Raw genomic sequence first — 20,591 nt, forward strand, 5'->3', positions numbered from 1 at the left:
CCGGAAGCGACCTGCACCCCAACCCGCCAAGGGATCTGGGTGCAGGTCGCTTAGACACGGCCAGGTGCTTGCCCCGGCCGCACCGATTAGAAATGCGCGGACATTGATTTCAGCGGACGTTCCAGTGGTGGGGCGAACTTGGTCAGGTTGATTCCCTCGACGGCGACCTTGTATTCATCCAATGTGGGGGTGCGGCCTAGGATCGCCGAAAGCACCACGACTGGGGTGGAGCCAAGCAGTGACTCGCCCTTCTTGGTCGCGCTGTCGGCCACGACCCGGCCTTGGAACAGCCGTGTTGAGGTGGCGAGAACGGTGTCGCCCTTAGCGGCCTTTTCCTGGTTGCCCATGCACAGGTTACAGCCGGGACGTTCGAGGTAGAGGATGTTTTCGTATTCAGTCCGCGCTGTTTGCTTGGGGGCCGCATCATCGAACTCGAACCCGCAATACTTTTGTAGAATGGCCCAGTCGCCCTCCTCCTTAAGCTCATCGATGATGTTGTAGGTGGGGGCCGCGACGACCAGCGGGGCCTGGAATTTGACCTCGCCGTATTCGGCCTCCAGGTTCCGGAGCATCTGAGCCACGATCTTGATGTCACCCTTATGCACCATGCAGGAGCCGACAAAGCCCAGATCGACCTTCTTCTCTGCCCGGTAGAAGGAGATCGGGCGGATCGTGTCGTGGGTGTAGCGCTTGGACACGTCGGCGTTGTTCACGTCAGGGTCGGCAATCATGGGCTCGTCGATGGCGTCCAAGTCCACAACCACCTCAGCGAAGTACTTTGCGTTGTCGTCGGGCCGCAGGGCGGGCTTTTCGCCCGAGCGGATCTGCGCGATGCGGGCATCAGCAATGTCGATCAGCCCTTGAAGCATCTTCACGTCGTTATCCATGCCCTTGTCGATCATCACCTGGATCCGGGCCTTGGCTATGTCCAGCGACTCGATCAGCGTGTCGTCGTTGGAGATGCAGATCGACGCCTTGGCCTTCATCTCGGCGGTCCAGTCGGTAAAGGTGAAGGCCTGGTCGGCCAGCAACGTGCCGATATGAACCTCGATGATCCGACCCTGGAACACGTTGTCGCCGTGTTGGGCCAGCATTTGTGCCTGTGTCGCGTGCACCACATCGCGAAAGTCCATATGCGAGGCCATTTGGCCCTTGAACGTGACCTTGACCGATTCCGGGATTGGCATGGTGGCCTCACCCGTCGCCAGCGCCAAAGCCACAGTGCCCGAGTCGGCGCCGAAGGCCACGCCCTTGGACATGCGTGTGTGACTGTCGCCGCCAATGATGATCGCCCAATCATCCACGGTGATGTCGTTGAGCACCTTGTGGATCACGTCGGTCATCGAATGGTACACGCCCTTGGGGTCGCGCGCGGTGATCAGGCCGAATTTATGCATGAAGGCCATCAGGCGGGGCGTGTTGGCCTGCGCCTTCTGATCCCAGACAGACGCCGTGTGGCAGCCGGATTGATAAGCGCCGTCGACGGAAGGCGACAGGACGGTTGCGGCCATCGCCTCCAGCTCCTGGCTGGTCATCAGACCGGTGGTGTCTTGGCTGCCCACGATGTTGACCTTGACCCGCACGTCGGACCCGGCGTGCAACACCTTGCCCGGCGTGGTGCCCCGCGCGTTGGCGTTGAAGATCTTTTCAACCGCCGTGAGCCCCTGGCCTTCGTGACTGATCTCTTTGGCCGGGGCGAAGGCTGATTTCAATTCGACGCCCAGGGTCTCGCAAGCGAATGTCTGAAGCTTCTTGCCGAAGACAATGGCATAAGAGCCGCCAGCCTTCATGAACTCCATCTTCTGCGGCGTAAATGATGCAGCCATATCAACCAGTTCTTCAACGCCATCTTCGCTATAGAGCTTCTTTTTCTTGGTGTTGATTGTCAGCACTGTCCCGGTTTCGACCGAATATCGCTGCTCTAGAATGGGGTTCCCATCATTGTTGAGGATCGGCTTGCCATCTTCCCCCATTTTCTTGGCCCAGTTTTTAAGGTCGACACCGATCCCGCCGGTCACGCCCACGGTGGTCAGAAAGATCGGCGAAATACCATTGGTGCCTGCGACCACGGGGGCGAAGTTCACGAAAGGAACGTAGGGACTGGCCTGCTTGCCGGTCCAAAGTGCCACATTGTTGACGCCGGACATCCGCGAGGAGCCGACGCCCATTGTACCCTTTTCGGCAATCAGCATGACGCGCTTGTCGGGATGCTGAAGCTTGAGCGCCTCGATCTCTTGTTGGGCGGTTTCGGAAATCAGGCACTTACCGTGCAGTTCGCGATCGGAACGCGAATGGGCCTGATTGCCCGGCGACAGAAGGTCGGTGGAGATATCGCCCTCTGCAGCGATATAGGTGACGACCTTGATCTCTTCTTCGATCTCCGGAAGCTTGGTGAAGAACTCCGCCTCCGAATAGCTTTTAAGGATATCCGCAGCGAAGGCGTTGCCAGCATCGTAGGCCGCTTTCAACCGATCAGTGTCAGCGTCGTAAAGGAACACTTGTGTTTTAAGGACCTCAGCGGCGCCTTCGGCGATCCCCTGATCCGTTCCAAGCGCCAGATCAAGCAACACCTCGACGGAAGGGCCGCCTTTCATGTGCGACAGCAATTCGAAGGCGAAAGCTGGGGTGATTTCCGCGACAACAGCTTCGCCCAGGATAATCTCTTTGAGGAACCGCGCTTTCTCTCCCGCTGCGCTCGTGGTGCCGGGCAGCGTGTTGTAGATGAAAAAGTCAAGGCAAGCTTGCCGGTGTGCGCTCTCCGTATTTTTGATGTGGTCAATGACCTCTTTGGTCAGCGCTGCATCGTCGATGGGCTTAGGGCTCAACCCTTGTTCTTTGCGGTCTTCGATCTCGGCTAGATAATCTGCGTACAGGCTCATGGGATATATCCAAATCTGGCGTTCTGATGATGCATTTCGGGGCACCTGAAATATCAAGATGACCACTTTGTATACTTCGGTATACATTATCGTTGGCAATTTCAAGCAGGCTGGTTGCGGCATTCTGCGCAAGGGCGCGAAAATGCAAAGCAAGTCAGGCGAAGCGATGCATAGCCTGGTATCAACTAAGATCTTGAATGTGCATCCCGGACCTGCTTCGCTTGTGAAGCCAGGATAGCCTAGCGGTCCAACACCTATCGCGAAACAGAATCCATGGCGGCATATGCTGACGTCCCCACACGAACGCCGTCTGGTATCTGGACCCTACCGTTAAAAGATCTCTTGCCGCGAGCCATCAAGATCGGGTCGCGTGCCTGCAAATACGATCCGCGTCAGAATGAGCATGCCAGTTCTCGACGTCTTGAGCGGGCAGCGCGCTGCGAGAGACGATTGCGATCTGCCGACAGATCGCCCTCAAAGCCCGTATTCATGGGGGAACCGCATAAATGACTTGGTCCATTCTTCGCTTCGATACCAAAGCAAAGCTGGTTGCACTCGGCGCGTATCTTTTGGTTTCTCCGACGGTGACTTTGGCGCAGATGTCGACCGAACCCGACGCGCTAGATGTTGCTTTGAGTATCGAAATCAGCCCGGAGACGGGGATTTTCGTGGCCGATGCTTGGCTTGAGGCGCCGCAAGGCGATGTCATCCTCCCGGACGCAGAATGGCTGACAATCGACTCTCTGACGGTGGCGGGGCAGGCGGTGCCTGTCGAAACCGTATCGGATGGTGTGGTTGAGGCCGATAGCCACCAACAGCAGGACATTCGCGCCACCATGTCCGTCTCATTCCCGCCGGTGGATGTTCCCATGGTCGCGGCGGCCTCCCGCCCGGAGGCCACATATGTGATCGGTGCGATCTGGTTTCCATTCGAGCGCTCTGCAATACGAGACCACGTCCTCACAATATCCGTTCCCCAAGATCAGCGCATAGCTGCAACCGGCACGTTGATGGAGGAGAGTTCGGAAGACGGCAAAACGCGGTCACGCTTTGCATTCAGGGGCCACAGCACGGATCTTGCGTTGTTCACCGGACCTTACGAGGTGACCGAAAGGCTGCATGATGACCTTCGCCTGCGCACGTATTTCGAGCCGGAAGCATCGGAGCTATCGCCGCGCTATCTGTCTGCCGTCGCCGAATATATCGACCGTTACGAGGCGGAGGTGGGGGACTACCCCTATGGCGGCTTTTCGGTTGTATCCTCGACCATGCCAGTTGGTCTTGGATTTGCCGGGCTGACCTACGTCAGCCGGGACATTCTGGCCCATTCCTACATGACCGGTCGTTCCCTCGCCCACGAGGTGTTGCATAGCTGGTGGGGCAATGCGGTCGGGGTGGATTATGCGACGGGCAACTGGGCCGAAGGCCTGACGACATTTCAGGCGGACTACGCTTTGGCAGAGGAGCTTGGCGCGCAGACAGCGCGGGATGTGCGCATCAATTGGATCCGGAACCTTGCGAGTTTGCCGGACCATAAGATGCGTCCGCTGACGGCATTTCGCTCAAGCTCTCATGCAGGCGATCAAAGCGAAGGATATGGGAAGGCTGCGTTGGTCTTCCACATGCTCCGCGCTGAACTTGGGAATGACACGTTTAGTCTCGGCATTCAAAGGTTCTATCGGGCGAATTTACACGCCATCGCGAGTTGGTCTGATTTGCAAACGGCCTTTGAGCAGACGTCCGGCCGCGAGCTTGATTGGTTCTTCGAACAATGGGTTCGCCGGTCCGGCCTGCCGGAGATCTGGATTGCCGATGCGGATGTGCGGAACAGCGGCGACGGGTCGTATGAGGTGACGCTCGATATCGAGCAAAGCGCGCCAGCCTACCGCTTGCGCATTCCGATTGTGTTAGAGACGGCGTCGGGCGAACAGATCTACACCGCCCGCATCCGAGAGACGTCTTCTTCGGTGACATTTACCCTGTCAGAACCGCCGGGATCGGTGCGTCTCGATCCTGATTTCAACTTGGTGCGGCGACCTCTTGCGGGAGAATTGGCGCCGATCCTGCGGTCCCTGAACAGGACCGGTCAAATCATAGCCGTCTCGCCATCACATATCGAAGATAGCGGCCGCATTCTCTCTGAAATACTGGCGCCGCTTACCGGCGACGTCGAACTTGTCTGGCAAGACAGGCTTCCTGAAGGCGATACCTCGCCGACGCTGATCGTCGGGTATGCCGGCGATGTTGCGATGCTGCGCCCGTCACATTTGGGACCCATGCCGGAGATTGCCGAACAAGGGGCGACACGCTTCTGGATCGAACGGGATGACACCGGTCGCCTCTGGGGATTTCTGATGTTTGACGCGCTTGAGGATTTGGAGACGGATCTAAGCGCTTTGAGGTTTTATACCAGTGGCAGCTACGTCGCGTTCGAGAATGGAGAGGCTATCCAAAGCGGCGTCTGGCCGGTGCCTGCGGATGCAGCTGCCATTTTGCTCGATATCTCTTCTACGGAGTAAATCGGGCGTCGCGCGGAATGTGGTCTTCGGGCTGTCTTCGCCTCATGGGCCACCCAATGATCATGATAAGTGACGGATTTGTCTGATCGGATTCCGAGCTTGCAGAGGCGTGCCGCGAACCCGGCGCGGTGTTGCCGGGTGGCGTGGATAGCAGCCGTACAGAAAACCCCGACCATGTTGATCTATTAGCTGCTTGCTTCTGGCGACCAGAATTGCGCGACGTATTTGTTTGACTTGTCGATATCGAGATCGGCGATCAACGCGCGGAACGCAGCGACCTCGGGTTTGGAGGCTGCAAACCAGAGGAAATGATCCGGTGCGGCGCGGAGTGCTCGCGCGGTCCGTTCGGGCAGGGCGTCTGGGTCGTCCGGGTCTAGCCAGGTCAGGTTAATCTGCGCACCGGGATGGATCGGGTAGTCGCGCGCGCGACCGGGCGCGCGTAAGAAGACATGGCCCTTTGCATGGGTGGGCAGGGCATCCAACAGGCGCGCGATTGCGGGAAAGGCGGTGGCATCTCCAGCCAAGATAACCCGGTTACGATCCAGCACCCCACTCCCCCCAGGACCCATGATTGCGACCCTATCCCCGATTGCGGCGGCCTCAGCCCAGGCGAGGGTACGCCCCCCCATGTGGCGAAAGATGTCGACCTCTACCTCGTCTTGGCGTTGCGTGCGGATGGTGTAGACCGGTACATGCAGCGCCTTGTCGTCCTGCGGCCAAAGGGTCGTTCCGTTTTCCCGCATCGCAGGCCAAATCGGCGCGGGATCGTCTGGGTTAGGCAGCACGAACCGAAAATGGATGGCTTTGTCGGTGAAGCTCTCGGACCGGTCCAATCGCAAAATTACGCGCACAAAATCTACCGAAACGTCGCGCCGTCCAAGCACTGTCGCAAATTGGAACTTCGGGGGATATTCGCCCTGTTGCGGCGCGTCCGACCAGCGGATCGTTTGGGCCGTAGCAGGAAACACCTCGACAATATGTGAGACAACGGAATCGCGCAGGATATGCATGTCACCAAGGCTTTGCGCGCCGATTTTCAGACGGAGATGCGCGTTGCCCAAAACGCGCAGATCGATCACACCCAACAGCGTTTCGACGGAGATGCGGTTGACCGTGTTGTGAACCACGTCAAGTTCATGTGCACGCGCTTCATGTATAAGAAATGCCTGCATCACATCGAAAGTCAGGCCGGAGAGATCGGTATAGATGTGGTGCTTGGTCATATCGATCTCAGACCACGATCAGATGGGGATCACGCGGCTGCACAGGGTGTGAGTCAGGTCTGGATGGCGCATCTGAGATCGGCAAAAGCGGTTGAACGGGGATGGACTTCAATTTGAGCATGGCAAGCTCTCAGCGTCAGAGACCGCTTTGGTAGCGGGTCGCTTGGTTGCGGATGGGGATGAGAGCTTGATGGCGTATCGCCGGTCTGGCGCGAGTGAATAACACTGGGCTTCTTGCTTATGTCAAGCAATAGCGACGGGCCACAGGCACACAGCATGGTGTTTCGCTCATGTTTTGGCACCACTCGTTTGGCGGTCTGCGCCCCGCGATGCGTGGCCCGAGTTCGCGCACGCGTCGCGGGGAAATCGGGCTACATTCCGCCGGATTTTGCCTGTGCTATCATCGCGGTGACGCGATCCTGCAGCCGTTCGGGAATGGCGCTGTCGTCCAAGGACAGAAAACCGCGAATGATCAGGTTGCGCGCGGCGTCTTCATCGAGCCCCGCAGCCATCAGATAGGTGAGCTTATTGCTGTCGATCATGCCAACCGACGCCTCATGGCTGAGCATCGCGCCTTCTGCGATGGCGCGCAGCGCGGGAACGGCTATGATCTCACCGACATCCGAAAGCTTCAGGCCGTCACATCCCAGGAACCCATTCGTGCCGGAGGCTCCGCCTATCAAAAGCGCGTTGTTGACGATCTGTCCACCGGCGGACACCATGCGGGCGACATCTTCGGAGGTTGCCCCGGGCGCAGAGAGCTGCGTTTCTGTTTCAATCACGCGGTGGGTGCCTTCGGGGGCAAAGACAATCGCCTGCGAGGTCGCCTTTGCATCGGCCTCAAGCACGGTATGAGAGCGGCTGGTATGATGGGCGATTGGGGCCATCATGATCCCGGTCGAGTCATTCCGCGTCCCGGGGCCCATATGGCAATAGCCGTAGGAATAGACCTCCATATCCGTCCCCCAATGCTCGATGGTGACGGATTTGCACGACGCTCCGGCGCGCATATAGGTCTCGCCAATCGAGATATGGCGGCCCCTGTGAACTGACGACGGCACCGCTGCGCCTGAGATCATGTCGACCTCGGCGCCTTCATCGATCAGCGTGATGTCATGGGTGAATTGCCGCGCCTGCGGGGTTTCCAGCAGGCTGAAGCTTTGTACCGGCAGGCTCACCTTAGCGCCCGGTTTGACCCAGATGAAATGGCCAAGCGGGTCGTGCATATGTTCGGCGACCAAGGAAATGTGTGCGTTCGCATCTCGGTCCACCAGTCCAAACATCAGATCCTGAACGAATTCATAAGTCCTGAGTGCTGCGGCAAGCGGCATGATTTCAACGCCTGGATCATTGCTGAGCGCAATTTTCATCTTGTGATCGGCCAGCACACCCGTTGCCGCCCGAGACCCCGGATCATCAAACCCGACCTCGTGCAGGATATCGCGTTCCTCGTTGCTTAAATCGCCACGGATCTGGCCATCGGCGATGTGTTTGGTCGTGTCGTCCATCTCTGTCTCCCATCTTGTCATTGAGCGGGGTCAAGCGGCATCTGGCACGGTGTAGCCCTTGGTCCGGATATGGTTGAAAATCTCATGGGGATCGCCCGAATGGACGATGCGCCCCTCTCTCATGATGTGGCCCTGATCGGCATCGACATGGTTCAGGATCAACCCTGTATGGGTGATCACCAAGGCCGAACAGATCCGGCCCCTATGATCCGGTGCGGCCACGACCCGTTGGATCGCCTGACCCACGGCGATGACATGTTCCAAATCAACGCCGCTTTCGGGTTCATCGAACAAAAGCAGCCGTGGGTCTTGCAGCGTGAGTTTCAGGATTTCCCAGCGTTTGATCTCTCCGCCGGAAAAGCCGACATTCATGTCGCGGTCCAGAAATTCCGTCAGGTCCAGCGCCTCTGCCGCTTGCGCCAGCCTGTCACTTGCGCCCAACGCGGCGGCGAAGCTGTCGATTTTGACGCCGTCGAGGCTGGGCGGCCGTTGATACGCCATCCCAACGCCCAGGCTGGCCCGTTCATGGATGCCAAGGTGTAGGATCGATTGCCCATCAAACAGGATATCGCCGCCCGTCACCTTGAAGGACGGCAGCCCCATGATCGTTGCCAGAAGACTGGATTTGCCCGAGCCATTGGGGCCGAGCAAGACATGCAGCGCGCCTTCGGCCAGCGCCAAGTCTACACCGTTTAGAACAGGTTTGCCGTCGACTTCGACGGTCAGATCTTTGACTTCCAGCATCGCAACATCCTTTCCTGACTAAATTGATCAGATACCGAAAGATGACGTGATGCCCTGATCTATGTCAAACGGGTTTGGCGCTTGGCGCAGCAGGGATCGGGGTCTTTTGGGTTGACGAGACAGCGCGCCTTGTCACCTTTGATGCCTGTGCCAACCTGCGGCGCCCATCGCATGATCATCGCAATCTGCTATTTTTTGGACCATGACCCAGACATCCCAAGCCATCCTTTCGCCGAGGAAGGAAGCCAAGCAACGTAGGTCGAAGGAAAAGATCGAGCTTATCCTGACGACGACATTGAAAATGCTTTCGGAATCGCCCGCAGATCAGGTGACGACGAATGCGATTGCCACGATGTCGGGGATCAGCATCGGCTCGCTCTATCAGTTTTTTCCCAACAAAGAGGCGATCTTCTACGAGCTCTACAAGCGCTGGCTTGCGCAAACGCTCGCCTCTTTGGATCGTGTCTATCAAGAGGTGGATCCGGCCGAGGGTAAGGCGGCTTGTGTCGAGGCGGTGCTGAAGGCGCTTGGTGGCGACACGAGCCTGAACTCCATCTCGAACTGGCAATTGCGCAACGCGATGGCGAGTTCTGCGCAATTGGCTGAGTTGGAGGCGACGCATCAGCAGGAGGTCGTGAAGCGCATTCTCGCTTTGCAGGACAAGTTTGGCGTGAGCCCGCCAGAATCCGTGCGGCGCGAGGCTGCATTGTTGCTGAACCAAGTCACAATCGCTTGCCTTGAGGTTCTCTCGGCGACCGAAGCTTCCCCCAATCGCGATGACATCTTGAATTGGTGTCGCAAGGTGACCTTGCTGGTGTTTGATTTCGACCGGTTATCAGGGGTGGATCGACGCGCCGCCGACTGACCAAAAACTTGTTTCGGAATCTAAAGCATTGGCACAGAGCGTGTTTCTGGATTTTATGAGCTTATGCTCACTTTTTGTTGTGCCTCTTGGTAAATCGGTCTAAACCCTCCGCCGAATGCAGCGAGACCGGTGGGGCAGCGCAGATATGGCGAATGCAAGTGACGTGCCGGACGGGCAGGCGGTGCCAGCCCCCCGCGTTGACGGGCAGGAGTCCTTGGACCGTCGTCTCTGGCCGGTTTTGATCGGGCTCTATGTCGCTCAAGCCATCCCAGTATACCTCGTTGCGGCGGCGATTCCGCCCATCTTGCGCTCTTACGGGGTCGATCTGGCCACGATTGGTGGACTTGGGATCCTACTTTTGCCCTGGGTGCTCAAAGCGTTGTGGGCGCCGTTGGTTGACCGGCTGTCTCGGCATCCCTCCATCGGGCGGAAAGGCGTGGTCTTGATCACCCAGGCGCTTGTGGTTCTTGGGATTGTCTTGCTGTCGACACTGAATCCCGCTGAGGATCTATCCGCATTGTTCCCGATCCTGTTGTTGATGTCCTTTGCCGCCTCCACGCAAGACATCGCCAGCGATGGATACGCGGTCGAACACCTGCCCAAACATAAGCAGGCGGGCGGGAATGCGATCCAAAGCGGGTCTGTCGCCATCGGTGTCCTAGCGGGCGGGACTGGCACGCTGATCCTGCATGATGCAATTGGCTGGCAGCTCTCTATTCTAGTTGCGGGTGTCGCCTCGTTGATCGCGGTGGTGCCGTTTTTGCTATTGCCCGAGCATGTGGGGCGCCGCCCTGTGACGATGGTTGCAAAAGCGCCGAGTATCCGCGCGTTTCTGGCGCGGCCTGGCATCTGGGCGATGGTGGCCTTCGCAATGATCTTTCGGCTGCCCGAAGGTCTGATCCAAGCGCTGGAGCAGTCCTTTCTGGTCGATCATGGGTTTTCGTTGTCGCAGATCGGCCTGATTTCCGGTGGATCCGCGGCCGCGGTTGGCCTTGGTGGCGCGGCCCTGGGTGTCATCCTGATCCGCCGTTTTGGCCTGGCCGCCTTCTTCGTCGGTATCTTGGTCATGCGCTTCCTGATTTTCGCAGGCTATGGGATCGCCGCCGTTTGGGGCCTGCCCGATGCTGTTTTGGTCGCGTTGTCCTTCTTGAAAACGGCCAATCGCTATATGGAGTTGGTCGGGCTTTACACGGCCTTCATGCGTGTGGCCTCGCTGAACCAGGCGGGCACCGATTTCACAACTCTCTCAAGCGCCAATCTGTTGGTCTATATGTGCGGCTCAATGCTGGCCGGTGGATTGGCCGAGGCCTTTGGATATGCGCCCGTCTTCTGGCTCGCTACCGTGCTGTCGGTCTTCACTGGCCTGATCGCAATGCACCTTCTTAACAAAAGCACCGAAGCCACCGCGCTCGCGCCCCAGCAACCGGTCTTACACACTGGAAAAGGGGAACCCTGATGATATTCAAGTGCTTCGCATGTGCCACCGTCGCAGCGACGGTGGCCATACCTGCTATGGCCCAAACCAATCCCGATGAGCCGCAATTGCTTGGCCGCATCGTCTTGGAGAGCTTCCGCAACAACAGCGAAGTGGCCTCGATCCCCGGTGCGGTGCAGGTCATCGAACGTGAAGACATCCTGCGCCGGGCCGGGGATGGACAATCGCTGGAGCGTGTTTTGTCCGATTTCGTTCCGGGGCTGTCGCCCTCCAACGGGACAATTGGCGGGGCGAGCCAGACGATGCGAGGCCGCAATCTGCAGATCCTGATCAACGGCGTGGCGCGAACCAGCGAGTTACGCGGATTTGACCGCGAACTGGCGCTGATCAACCCCGAGTCCATCGAGCGGATCGAGGTCATTCGCGGGTCGAACGCGCAGCTTGGCAATGGCGCCACAGGCGGCTTGATCAACGTCATCACGCGCGGCGCGGATGGGGAGCCGGGCACCAGCGTGACCACGCGCTTGTCTGTCCAGCCCGAAAACGCTGCCGATAGCTTAGGCTACCAGTTCTCCATCGGACACAATACGAGCCTTGGCGATCTTGATCTGCGTTTTGAGCTTAGCACTCTGGGTATGGGCGACCGGTTTGACGGGGCAGGGCGGTTGATCCCCAATGATCCGATCATTGGCCAGGGCGGCGGCGACAACAATCAAAGCTATCAGTTTGGCTTGGCTGCAGCATATGCCTGGGGCGCGAACGAGATCGATCTGCGCTTTGATGCAAGCTATTTCGAGCAGGATATTGACTTCTTCACCGATTACAGCATGACACCGGTCAGCGTGACGGATCGGCCCTATACCGGTGAGCCGATCACGGACGATACGCAGGCCTTCACCCTGACCTGGCGCAATGATGCATTGGCCATCGGGGACGTTGAGGTTCAGGCCTATGCCTCCGACAACAGGCGCCAAGCTGCTTTGGTGGAACCGGACGAGGCCGCAAATCCGCTTTATTATCCGATCAGTTTGACGGACACGGCGCAACGGCCCGACGGCCAATCGGTGTTGGAGACATTCACCTACGGCCTTCGCAGTACGGTACGTACGGATTTGTCGGGTGCGCTGGATGGCAGTTTGTTGACCTGGGGCGTGGATCTTGGCCGTGATGAGATCACAACGGAATTACTGGACGGCACGCCCATCATCGCCCCGATGGATCAGTCGAGCTATGCGGCCTTCGCGCAAATCGACATTCCCTTGGGGGACGCGTTCGAAGTCTCCGCAGGGGTGCGGTATGAGCGGTTCGATCTGACGGTCGAGGACTTTGTGCGTCCTGACGCCATTGAATTGCGCTCCGGCGTGGCCATTCCATTGCCTGCATTGAATGTGACCGGTGGCGATTTCGACTACGATGCCACGGTGTTCAACATCGGGGCGGTCTGGAGCGCCACGGATGAGCTTGATGTATTCGCCGGCTATTCCCAGGGCTTTTCTTTGCCGGATGTTGGCGCATTCACACGTCGGGCCGTGACCGACGATCCGACGGCTTCAGGGCAGACGATTTCATTTGGATCGATCGCACCGGAGGCTCAAATCGTCGATACGATTGAGGTTGGCGTGCGTTACAATACACCGGTCCTCGCCGCGACGGCCTCGGCGTTTTTCTCTACCTCAGATGAGGGTACGGTGTTTGATCCGGCGACGAATGCGCTGTCGCAACAGGCGGAGGAGATTTGGGGGTTCGAGGCAACCGCGGATTACAGGCTGAGCAATGATTGGAACATGGGCCTGATCACCGCATTCACCGAGGGTCGGTTTGACGACGATGGCGACGGATCGGTTGACTCCTGGCTGCCCAACAACCGTATTGTCGCGCCGTTCACGGCGACGATTTATTCCGATTATGCCTTTGCCAATGGTCTGAACGTGTCGGGAGAGCTGGTTTACACGGGCGAGCGATCCCATGCAGGCCTGTCCGATCTGGAAGAGACCACGCGCATCAATCTCCGCGGATCTCTGCCCCTGGGCAGCGGTGAGTTCGGCTTTGGCGTCGACAATTTGTTCGATACGGACCAGTTGAATCCCACCGCATCGGTCGTTCGAATTTCGCGTGAGACGGGCAACAACATACCCGTCGCAGATGAGGGTCGCCGTCTGTTCGCAAGCTATACAATTCAGTTCTGATCCGGTCGGGCAGATAGCATCGCATAGAGGCAAATACGCGTTGCATATTGTCGGCGTGTGGCCGTCTAAATGCGTTTGATATCAGGGGATGATAGACAAGCTCCGATCGCCCAAACAGAATGTCTAAGTGACTGACCCATTCATGGTTTCGAGCATGGCTTGCGTCTTGTGCGCAAGCCATTCCCACCTCAGACCATACCACGAGCACAGATCAGGCTCAGTCGAGATTTGATCAGCTCTTCACGTCCAAATCCGAGAGTTTCGACCTGAAGACCTGACCCTTTCTGTCGAAGAAACGGTTGCGCGCGCTGCGTATGTGTAACATCGATTCGCCGGGTAATGTGGACAAAATGACCAGTTCACCTTGCCCGATTGCGGCTCTCGTTGTATCGCAAAGACGTGCAAACCTAATTAAAGACGGTGATTGGTTATTCGTCGCCAGAACGTTGGCTTCGCCAGATGCAAGAGCACCTTTTTTTGATGCTTTTGTGTCACGCTTCGCATCTGACTCGCCTCTGCTTATCCAAAAGTTGCTCTCACCGTTTGCCGCGTTAAATCCCCTTGCACTACACCTGTACACACATCACCTGTATACAAATAACCTGTATACACATCACATATTGATGATTCAGCCGTAGGATAGGCGGCTTCTGGGGATCGGGGGATCTGGGTGCGTTATCAAGGTGCGACTGCTGGTCGCCGCATTTCTGCGGCGTCTAAAAATGTGTCCGTGGAATGGCAAAGTGTCGCGCTGCGGGTCCTGCTGGCCACAATCATCACGGTGATGACATGGCTCGGCTATGCTGGCCCTTCGCACGCGCAAAGCGTCGATTGGTTGCTCAACTACTCGGATGCAACAGACCCTATCCCAGCCGGTGGCACCGTCGATTACCCAGCGACGGTCACCAACAACGGCTCCGCTGCTCCGGCAACATGGATCGAGTTCACGGTTCCAAATCTGACGACCTTGACCGGAACTCTCGAACCAAGCTCAGGTCCTGTCATCAACAATTGCCGGGTTGTTGCATCAACGGCGACGGCACCGTTTACAGGCGGTACGCCACTGCCTGCCAATGCGGGCGAACGGGTAATTTGTGACGTGCCGCCCCTCGCGACGTTGCAGGAAGCTGGATTTACACCACAATTGTTGACCGAAGCGCCGGCGAGCCCGCCGCAAAGCTATAATCTGACGATGACCGTTCTGGACGTGAACGGGGTCGATAGCAGCAGCACCAACAACAGCCTGACGGAAACCACCACGGTTCGCGCGGGCGCGGATTTATCGATTGAAATCGACCTTCCGCCCACGGCCGTTTCTGGCGGACGGATCAATTTCGACGTTGATGTCGAAAATCTCGGCCCCAACGATTCCAATGGATACAACTTCACCTTTGCCGTTCCGTCGGGTCTCGCGGATCTGAATTTGCCAGCGGGCTGTGCAGAGAGTAGCGGCACGGTAACCTGTACGATCACGTCAACCTTCGCCGTGGGCGCCAGCTCGACATTCACCTTTGATGCAGCCGTTGTGGCGGGATCTGGCTCGGACGTGTCGGCGACGGCGAATGTAAACGGAGACTCTCCCGGCGATCCAGTGGCCAGCAACGATACCTCGACCGATCAGATGCTGATCACGACAGGCACCGACGTGTCGGTAACGATTTCGCGCGACACCCCCTTTGAGGTGCTGGAAAACTCTCCCGTCGAATTCACGCTGACACCTGTCTATTCCGGCGATGCGCCCGATACGGTAACGGTCACACACACCGTCCCACCAAACTTCACCTTTGTGCCTGGCGATATCGTGGCACCCGGTTGGACCATCACGCAAAACGGCAATGATCTGACCTTTTCGCGGGTTCTGCCCGCCAACGCGTCGTCGGGGAATATGGTGTCGCTCGGCACCATCGTGATCCCAACAACGGCGGTCGCAGACGGTGATGCGGTCAGCGTCGTCAATGTGACATCGACAGGTCCAGCGGACCAAGTTCCCGGCAACAACCAGGACAGCGTGACCACGCGGATCCTGGATCAGGAAATTGACTTGGTCGCGAATAAGGGCGGACCTAGCCCCGCCCTGGCCGTTGTCGGCCAAGATTACACATTCACGCTGGACGTTGCGAACCGGGGCAATTCCCCATTTTTCGGAACGTTGACCGTGCGCGACACCATTCCACGCGGCTTTACGTTTGTCTCTGCCACCGGGTCCGGATGGAGCTGTATTCTGATACCGGGCTCGCCCGCGCCGGGACCGTTAGACGAAGTCGAATGCACCCGAACCTACACCCAGGCCGCGCCCTTAGCCGCGGATGCCGAGGCTGACACAATCGATCTGGTTCTGACTGCCAATACCGATGGCTCATTCACCAACCGGATGGCGATTGAAACGACCAATCCCAGTTTCCCGGATTCAAACCCCGGCAATGACACGGACACATTCGATATCGGCAGCGGTCAACCTGGCGTGTCTGCAGATATTGAAGTGATCAAGAACATCACCGGCTCAAATCCTCTGAATGCCGGTGAATTGCAGACCTACACGCTGGAATTGGTCAACAACGACGTCGGCAATCCGCCAACGATACCGCCAGCGTCGTCTTTGGATGTGACGCTAACCGATCGGTTCCAAAACCTGATCAACGATCGCGACACTGGTGCACAACCCGGGTTCGACAATTTCTCGATCGCTGATCCCAACGGCATCGCGACAAATCTGAGCTGCTCCACCGCTTCCACGGGCGGTCGCGAACGCCTGCTGACCTGTACCGCGGATGCTCTGGCGCCCTGTGTTTCGGGATCGACCTGTCCGATTGTGACGGTGCAAGTGCGCCACGGTACCAATCTGACAACGATCCCGAACCGCGCGGATATCGTGTCCGCCACGACACCAGACCCGGATCTAAGCAACAACTTTGATGAGACGTCGTTCACCCAAAACCGCCTGACGGAGGTGACGGTCACCAAGACATCGAGCGCACCGTCCACGCAAGCCGGGCAAAACGTTGTGTTCACCATCGTTGGGTCTGTCGTCAATACGGGTCAATCGAATGCCGACAACTTCACCATTACCGACCGCCTGCCCCCAGGCACCCGGTTCATATCGGCGGTCTCGCCCCAGGGCACATGTACGACGCCGTTTGCCGAGAACGACATTGTCCCGGCCGCACCCAACAACGAGATCGTCTGTTCCTACGGCAGTGTCGGCAACAACGAACAGCGCACACTGACCATCACGCTACAGCCAACAAATGCCCAGGTTCCAGGGCCCACAACGCTGGTCAACACCGCGGAGGTCGATACCGACACACCCCAGGAAGGGGCAGACCCCAATGAGGGGAATCAAACCGACACGGCGTCGGCACAGACCACCGTCACTGCGGCGGCATCGGACTTGTTGATCAACAAAGACGATACGGTCGATCCACTGGGTCTGGGCAACAACACGCTTTATACGATCTCCGTCACCAATCTTGGGCCATCCACCTCCGAAGACATTCAGGTCATCGACACATTGCCAAATGCGGGGATGGAATATGTCCGTTTCATCATCGGCGGTGGCGGCTCTTGCGACGATTCCATGGTGGATTCGGATAATATCGGCGGCACGCTGGTCTGTGATCTGCCGGATTTGCGCGAAGACGAGGTGTTTACGTTCCAGGTCGAGATGACGGGTGTCGCGCGTGGCGATTTCGACAACAGAGTTGAGGTCAGGTCATTCGAAACCCTGAACGGTCTTGATGGTGACACGGGCAACAACGTCAACACGGAAAACACGACGGTCCGTACGATCACCGATCTGAGCATCACCAAGACCGCCTCTGCCACCAGCGTCGCATTGGAGGAGGCATTCACCTACGAGATCGGTGTGGTGGTCGCTTCTGGCGCGGCTCTGGCTGAGAACGTTCAGGTGACGGATACGCTTCCGGCGGGAATGGTGTTGACCGGCACCCCGACCACGCCGTTTTTGGCCAATGCCTGTATCGGCGGTCCAGGCAGTACAAATTTCATCTGTAATCTCGGTGATGTTCCGGCAGGCACGAATACCACGATAACGGTGCCTGTTCAGGTTCTTTCGGTGACGTCGAACCCTCAGACGTTGCGCAACAATGCGGCGGTCACCACCGACTCGATCAACATTACCACCAACCCGGTCACCGCGTTTGATGATGTCGAGGTCGTTTCATCCTCGATCGCGGGGACGTTGTTCCGGGATTACGACAATAACGGTCTTCAAAATCTGACCGAAGATACCGGCATTGCGGGCGTGACGATGACCCTGACTGGGACCAACCCGGACGGTCGCACGATCACACGCACGGCCGTGACCGATGCAAGTGGCAACTACATCTTCGATACCTTGCCCGGATCGGGATGGACCTATGCGATCACGCGCGGCGATCCATCTGACCCGCTTTTCTCAGACGGTATCGACACGCCTGGCACAGGGGGCGGGGGCACGGCCAGCGCGCCCAACGCGATCACCGGCATTCAGGTGCCGGACCGAACGGCAGCAACCGATTACGACTTCACATTGATCCCAACGCCAACAATTGGTTTGGCCAAAGACCTGACGGACCAGGTCCAGAACGCCGACGGCTCCTTCTCGGCCACATTTAACCTGGTGGTCGAAAACTTGAGTGGCGAGCCACTGAACAACATTTCGGTCAATGATCCGCTGTCCGGGTCGGCGCCACGATTTGGCACTTTGGCGACACCGGCCAACCCTGCGACCGATCCTTTGGCATTGGGCACTTATGCGATTGTGCAAACGGGATCGGGCAGCTGTGGTGGTTTCAACGCCGGGTACGATGGCAATACCAACACGGTTTTGGCGTCGGGCTTTAGCTTGGCCGCGGGTGCGAATTGTACCATCGCCTTCCGCATCCGGGTCGAGCCCACATCGCCCCTTCCGCCGACGCAGCCCTCGGGCGGTCAATACGAAAACCAGGCGACGACCCAAGGCACCGGCGCGCTTACGGGTCAAACGGCCAATGACACCAGCGATGATGGCACCGACACCGACAGTGACGGCGACAATATCGCTGATGAAGCGGGCGAAAACGATCCAACGCCGGTCACCGCGGGATTGGCCCCCGGCATCGCGTTGTTGAAAGAGATCGACACCAGCGCATTGTCCTCTCCACCGGTCGAGGGAGACATTGTTACTTACAATTTCTCGATCCGGAACACAGGCAACGTCACGCTGACCAATGTCGTTGTGACGGACCCATTGCGGGGGATCACGCTATCGGGCACCCCTGTGGCAAGTATCGGACCGGGTCAGACGATTACGGGTGTTGTCACCGGGCGCTATGCGCTGACCCAACTGAATATCGATGCCGGTACGTTGCAAAACCAAGCGATGGTGACCGGCACGCCGCCGATCGGCTCCGATGTCTCCGACATGTCGGGTACAGGGTTCGGCAATGACGACCCGACGGTTCTGACCATCACCGATGGCCCGGCCGTGCAGGTGATCAAAACCGCAGATACCTCAGCGCTGCAAAATCCGCCGCAGGTCGGCGACACGATCACCTATCGGTTCGAGGTTCGTAACACCGGCAACGTTACGTTGACCGATGTGACCGTTACCGATCCGCTACCCGGGCTTGTGCTGCAGGGCAGCCCGATTGCCTCAATGGCGCCCGGTGATATCGATAGCGCGACATATGTGGGCACTTACATGCTGACGCCTTCAGATCTGACTGAAGGCGCGCGATTGAACACTGCATTTGTGACCGGCGACCCACCAACCGGCTCGGCTGTAACCGATGATGATCCCGAAAGCGTGACCCTGCCCGCCGCTCCGGGGATCGAGCTGGTCAAATCGATAACGGATGCGTCGGCATTCGATGATGGCGTGCAAGTCGGCGATCAGATTTTCTACGGTTTCCGCATCACCAATACCGGCAATGTGCCGCTGCGCGATGTCACCGTCACGGACATGCTGCCTGGAATCGTCTTGTCCGGGGGGCCGATTGCGCTGATGAACCCGGCCGCTGCTGGGGACGGGACAAATGTGGACAGCACCACCTACACGGCTGTCTATACGCTGACAGCCGCCGATGTGGCCAATTTCGGCGTGGTCGAGAATACCGCGACAGCCACGGGCACCTATGGTCCAGCCGCCAGCGCCCTGACCGTGTCGGGTAGCAGCACGGTGACGGCACAGCCGCCCAACCCGTCCGATGGTCTGACATTGCTCAAGACCACTCCTGACGATGTCGTGCAGCGTGGCACGATCGTGCCCTACACATTGCAATTGAGGAATGACAATCCGTTCCCTGCGACAAATCTGGATCTGGTCGATACGCTGCCCGAAGGCCTCATCTACATCGACGGATCGGCCACTTTCGAGGGCTCATCGTTTGCGGTGAATGTGGCGGGGCAGACGATCACCTTTGGTGGGATCACCGTTCCTGCGAATTCAACGGTCACGGCAAGGTTGAATGCACGCATCCTGAATGGCGCCAATCCGGGCACCTACGTCAACACGGCGATCGCCCTTGATCCGCTCTATGGGTTGGTGGCGGGCCCGGCGACGGCCGAGATACGAATTTTGCCGGAAGCCGTGTTTGATTGCAGCGATGTTATTGGGCGGGTGTTCGATGACCTCGATGGCGACGGCTATCAGGATGCCTACGATCCCAATGCGATCCCCGAAGACCCCAATGGCGAGGCAAAAATCGAAGAGGTGACCGAGGTCCTGACCGATGAGGTCGGCCTGCCGGGTGTGCGCTTGGTGACGTTGGACGGTCTGGTAATCACCACCGATCAGAACGGCCTGTTCTCAGTGCCCTGTGCGGCCTTGCCCGCCGATATCGGGTCAAACTTCCTGCTGAGCTTGGATGAGCGGACATTGCCCCTGGGCTACACGATGACAACGCAGAACCCGCGGGTGATGCGCCTGACCCCGGGTGTGATGACCGAGATGAATTTCGGCGCTCGCTTGGCACAGGTGATGCGCGTGGATCTGAGCGCGCAGGCCTTTGCACACGGTCCGACCGTGTCGGCACCAATGCGAGATGGCATCGCCTCCATGGTGGCGCGCCTGCTCGTTGAGCCATCCATCGTTGAGTTGGTCTACCACCTGCCCGCCAATGCGGGACCCGATGCCGTTGCCGAGGGCAGATTGGCCATGGGGCGGGTCGCCGAGGAGATCAACCGACAATGGTCCAGCAATGGCACCGGTCGATTGCGGATTGAGCAAACACTTACACGGCGGGGGGAGTGAT

At 58.3% G+C, this 20,591-nt stretch carries 9 protein-coding genes; 5 read left to right on the forward strand and 4 right to left on the reverse strand.

Going from position 1 to position 20,591, the window contains the following annotated elements:
* Positions 1-86 precede the first annotated feature (86 nt).
* Positions 87-2,879, reverse strand: coding sequence for a bifunctional aconitate hydratase 2/2-methylisocitrate dehydratase (locus V8J82_RS21705; RefSeq protein WP_339978731.1), 2,793 nt, complete (start codon positions 2,877-2,879; stop codon positions 87-89).
* A gap of 506 nt (positions 2,880-3,385) precedes the next feature.
* On the opposite strand from V8J82_RS21705, the gene V8J82_RS21710 reads away from it, so the two are divergent.
* Entirely contained in the window at positions 3,386-5,398 is a 2,013-nt protein-coding gene (locus tag V8J82_RS21710) for a M1 family metallopeptidase (protein WP_339978733.1), read from the forward strand.
* Positions 5,399-5,583: 185 nt separating this feature from the next.
* Here the strand turns inward: V8J82_RS21710 and V8J82_RS21715 are convergent, their stop codons facing one another.
* From V8J82_RS21715 to V8J82_RS21725, 3 genes are all read right to left on the reverse strand, one after another.
* Positions 5,584-6,621: a siderophore-interacting protein gene (locus V8J82_RS21715; protein ID WP_339978735.1), complete on the reverse strand. Its 1,038-nt coding sequence runs from the start codon at positions 6,619-6,621 to the stop codon at positions 5,584-5,586.
* Between the two features lie 371 nt (positions 6,622-6,992).
* A complete protein-coding gene (locus tag V8J82_RS21720; RefSeq protein WP_339978737.1) occupies positions 6,993-8,129 on the reverse strand; it encodes a SufD family Fe-S cluster assembly protein in 1,137 nt (378 codons plus the stop codon).
* A gap of 30 nt (positions 8,130-8,159) precedes the next feature.
* Positions 8,160-8,873: an ABC transporter ATP-binding protein gene (locus V8J82_RS21725; RefSeq protein ID WP_339978740.1), complete on the reverse strand. Its 714-nt coding sequence runs from the start codon at positions 8,871-8,873 to the stop codon at positions 8,160-8,162.
* 202 nt (positions 8,874-9,075) lie between these two features.
* Between V8J82_RS21725 and V8J82_RS21730 the strand changes: the two genes are divergently transcribed.
* From V8J82_RS21730 to V8J82_RS21745, 4 genes are all read left to right on the forward strand, one after another.
* Positions 9,076-9,738: a TetR/AcrR family transcriptional regulator gene (locus tag V8J82_RS21730; protein ID WP_339978743.1), complete on the forward strand. Its 663-nt coding sequence runs from the start codon at positions 9,076-9,078 to the stop codon at positions 9,736-9,738.
* A 145-nt stretch (positions 9,739-9,883) separates the two neighbouring features.
* Positions 9,884-11,194 (forward strand): MFS transporter, encoded by a 1,311-nt coding sequence (locus V8J82_RS21735; RefSeq protein WP_339978746.1) that lies wholly within the window; start codon positions 9,884-9,886, stop codon positions 11,192-11,194.
* Entirely contained in the window at positions 11,194-13,359 is a 2,166-nt protein-coding gene (locus tag V8J82_RS21740) for a TonB-dependent receptor (RefSeq protein WP_339978748.1), read from the forward strand. Before V8J82_RS21735 ends, V8J82_RS21740 begins: the two co-directional genes overlap by 1 nt.
* A 730-nt stretch (positions 13,360-14,089) precedes the next feature.
* Positions 14,090-20,590, forward strand: coding sequence for a CLIPPER-2 domain-containing protein (locus tag V8J82_RS21745; RefSeq protein ID WP_339978750.1), 6,501 nt, complete (start codon positions 14,090-14,092; stop codon positions 20,588-20,590).
* Position 20,591 lies beyond the last annotated feature (1 nt).

It is taken from the genome of Gymnodinialimonas mytili (assembly GCF_037544085.1).
In the GTDB taxonomy this organism is placed as follows: Bacteria; Pseudomonadota; Alphaproteobacteria; order Rhodobacterales; family Rhodobacteraceae; genus Gymnodinialimonas; species Gymnodinialimonas mytili.

What these genes read in the sequence shown, in the direction of transcription:
- V8J82_RS21705 (WP_339978731.1), bottom strand. Translation starts at nt 2,879, where the DNA reads ATGAGCCTGTACGCAGATTATCTAGCCGAGATCGAAGACCGCAAAGAA.
- V8J82_RS21710 (WP_339978733.1), top strand. Translation starts at nt 3,386, where the DNA reads ATGACTTGGTCCATTCTTCGCTTCGATACCAAAGCAAAGCTGGTTGCA.
- V8J82_RS21715 (WP_339978735.1), bottom strand. Translation starts at nt 6,621, where the DNA reads ATGACCAAGCACCACATCTATACCGATCTCTCCGGCCTGACTTTCGAT.
- V8J82_RS21720 (WP_339978737.1), bottom strand. Translation starts at nt 8,129, where the DNA reads ATGGACGACACGACCAAACACATCGCCGATGGCCAGATCCGTGGCGAT.
- V8J82_RS21725 (WP_339978740.1), bottom strand. Translation starts at nt 8,873, where the DNA reads ATGCTGGAAGTCAAAGATCTGACCGTCGAAGTCGACGGCAAACCTGTT.
- V8J82_RS21730 (WP_339978743.1), top strand. Translation starts at nt 9,076, where the DNA reads ATGACCCAGACATCCCAAGCCATCCTTTCGCCGAGGAAGGAAGCCAAG.
- V8J82_RS21735 (WP_339978746.1), top strand. Translation starts at nt 9,884, where the DNA reads ATGGCGAATGCAAGTGACGTGCCGGACGGGCAGGCGGTGCCAGCCCCC.
- V8J82_RS21740 (WP_339978748.1), top strand. Translation starts at nt 11,194, where the DNA reads ATGATATTCAAGTGCTTCGCATGTGCCACCGTCGCAGCGACGGTGGCC.